General features: G+C 71.0%; 5 protein-coding genes. 1 reads left to right on the top strand and 4 read right to left on the bottom strand.

Annotated features, from left to right (window positions below; all coding sequences use genetic code 11):
• The coding region (locus B072_RS47025; protein ID WP_324603837.1) for a biotin carboxylase N-terminal domain-containing protein at positions 1-107 on the bottom strand (107 nt) is incomplete at its 3' end.
• Positions 108-453: 346 nt separating this feature from the next.
• On the opposite strand from B072_RS47025, the gene B072_RS0132980 reads away from it, so the two are divergent.
• Positions 454-939 carry a hypothetical protein gene (locus B072_RS0132980; RefSeq protein WP_026246550.1) on the top strand — a complete coding sequence of 162 codons (486 nt, stop codon included), beginning with the start codon at positions 454-456 and terminating at the stop codon, positions 937-939.
• On the opposite strand, the gene B072_RS0132975 is transcribed toward B072_RS0132980, so the two are convergent.
• The 3 genes from B072_RS0132975 to B072_RS0132965 all read right to left on the bottom strand — a co-directional run bounded on the left by B072_RS0132975 (position 911) and on the right by B072_RS0132965 (position 2,079).
• A complete protein-coding gene (locus B072_RS0132975) occupies positions 911-1,522 on the bottom strand; it encodes a nucleoside triphosphate pyrophosphatase (protein ID WP_018534245.1) in 612 nt (203 codons plus the stop codon). The two genes, B072_RS0132980 and B072_RS0132975, sit on opposite strands and share 29 nt — an antisense overlap.
• A gap of 145 nt (positions 1,523-1,667) precedes the next feature.
• Positions 1,668-1,796 carry a morphogenic membrane protein MmpB gene (gene mmpB / locus B072_RS49700; RefSeq protein ID WP_086020433.1) on the bottom strand — a complete coding sequence of 43 codons (129 nt, stop codon included), beginning with the start codon at positions 1,794-1,796 and terminating at the stop codon, positions 1,668-1,670.
• A gap of 76 nt (positions 1,797-1,872) precedes the next feature.
• Positions 1,873-2,079 (bottom strand): acyl-CoA carboxylase subunit epsilon, encoded by a 207-nt coding sequence (locus tag B072_RS0132965; protein ID WP_018534243.1) that lies wholly within the window; start codon positions 2,077-2,079, stop codon positions 1,873-1,875.
• Between the last annotated feature and the right edge of the window lie 42 nt (positions 2,080-2,121).

The following is a 2,121-nucleotide window of genomic DNA, read 5'->3' as shown; positions in this document are numbered from 1 at the left end:
CGGTCCGGTTCGGCATAGACGGCAACGCTCGCGATCCCGGCGTCCCGACACGCCCGGGCCACGCGGACAGCGATTTCGCCACGATTGGCGATGAGCACCTTGCGCACGATGGCTCCCTCCTTGAAACAAGCCGAGTTTAGGGACAGCCGACACGGGCTTACGAGCCGTCCCCAATGGTGAGCTTGCCCACACGGAGTGTGACTCGAGGCCCGCTCGGTACGTGAAATCCCTTGTCGCGCCTGGCCGCACGGGATCCCTCGGTGGAACCCTAACCCTCTGATGTGGTCTAGGTCTCTGTGAGACCGCGCTGCGGCCGGTCGGCTTTCTTTGTGGAGTCCCTACGAATGGCCCAACGATTCTTTGCCTTCGGCAGAACCCTTGTCCGGAGGTTTACCCGTTAGTAGCGTTCGCGATGTCTCGTACGTACTCCCGGTAACGGGTAGCTGAAGGTGGGTGGGACCGGTGGCGCGCAGGCCGGTGGCGTGGGTGGCGGCGATCGTGCTCCTCGCGGAGGCGCTCGGAATCGTGTTCGTGAACTGGTTCCTCGGACTGGTCGTCGACCACCAGGACATGTCCCTCGCCGGGCTCGACCCGCGGGCGATGTCGATCGGCGCGTGGGTCGCGGGCGGGATCTTCGGCCTCTATCTGGTGCTGTGCGCCGTCGTGCTGGTGCGCGCGGCGATCACCGACCGGGCGCCGGGCGGGTTCGGGCGCATCCTGCTGATCAGCGCGGCCGTGGTGCACGGACTGCTCGGCGCGTTCTCCGTCGGCCTGGTGGGCTGGCCGGCCTTCGTCGCGATGATGGTCGTGCTCGGGCTCGTCGTGCTGACGCTGGTGGCGTACGACCGGCGGGAGAACGGGACCGGGGGTGACTCCGGCGCCACCCCGCCGCCCGCGCCGGCCGGTCCGCCTAGCTCGCCGGAGCCCACAACTCCGTGACGCTGACGCCCAGTTGGGCGAGGAGGCGGCGCAGCAGCGGCAGCGACAGGCCGATCACATTGCCGTGGTCGCCGTCGATGCCGTCGATGAAGGGCGCCGAGCGTCCGTCGAGCGTGAACGCGCCCGCGACGTAGAGGGGTTCGCCCGTCGCGACGTACGCGGCGATCTCCTCGTCGCTCGGCTCACCGAACCGGACGACGGTGGAGGCGGTGCCGGACACGTACCGGCCGCTCGCCGTGTCGTACACGCAGTGCCCGGTCTGCAGCGTCCCGGCCCGGCCGCGCATCGCCTTCCAGCGGGCCGTGGCCTCCTCGGCGTCGGCGGGCTTGCCGAGCGCCTCGCCGTCCAGGTCCAGGACCGAGTCGCAGCCGATGACCAGCGCGTCCCGCGCCGCCGGGAGGGCCGCCACCACGGAGGCCTTGGCCTCCGCCAGGGCGAGGGCGAGCTCGGCGGGGGTGGGGGCGGTGACCTTGTCCTCGTCGAAGCCGCTGACGATCACCTCCGGCGCGAACCCGGCTTGTTTCAGGAGGCCGAGCCGGGCGGGGGACTGGGAGGCGAGGATGAGGCGGCGGGGGGTCGTCATGGGGGCCAGGGTAGTGGTGGCCTCGCGTCTGCCGGGTGGGGGTTTCGTCGGCGGGTGCGGGCCCGGTGGGGGCTGGTCGCGCAGTTCCCCGCGCCCCTGAAGGCATGCGCTGCGCGCAGCCTTCCCCGTCGAGCGTGCCGTCCGCCTACAGCACACCCAGCACGAACATCACCAGGATCATCGCCAACGCCAGGACGAAGCTCGCGCGGCGCAGCATCGCCTGCGTTTCGCGGAGCTCCTCTGGAGGCTCGTCCTCGGGATCTGACCACAGCACGCCATCGATACTGCGACGCACGCGCGCGGGGCGCCTGAGTACGCGTACTCAAGCGCCCCGCGCGGAACGGACTAGTTCAGGAGGGCCAGTACGAACGGGTCCAGCTGGACGGGCCCGGCGCGGGCAGCCGGTGGCGGGCGATGCGGGACGGGTCCGCCCACGCGTCCCGCTCGGCCGCGGACGCCGGGGCGTCGGACGTCGCCGCGGCCCGGGCCTGGACCACCGCCAGTGCGGCGGCCAGCTCCTCGGGGGTCGGGTTTCCTCGTACGACCTTGATCATCATGATCCGGGCTCCCTGGTCTAGAGGGGGATGTTGCCGTGCTTC

The organism is Streptomyces sp. HmicA12, from assembly GCF_000373565.1.
GTDB lineage: Bacteria > Actinomycetota > Actinomycetes > Streptomycetales > Streptomycetaceae > Streptomyces.
Note: the sequence above shows the minus strand (reverse complement) of the source record. Positions and strands in the feature narration are given on the sequence as shown.

Coding starts and splice junctions, on each gene's coding strand:
- B072_RS0132965 (WP_018534243.1), bottom strand. CDS start 2,079: ATGATGATCAAGGTCGTACGAGGAAACCCGACCCCCGAGGAGCTGGCC.
- B072_RS0132975 (WP_018534245.1), bottom strand. CDS start 1,522: ATGACGACCCCCCGCCGCCTCATCCTCGCCTCCCAGTCCCCCGCCCGG.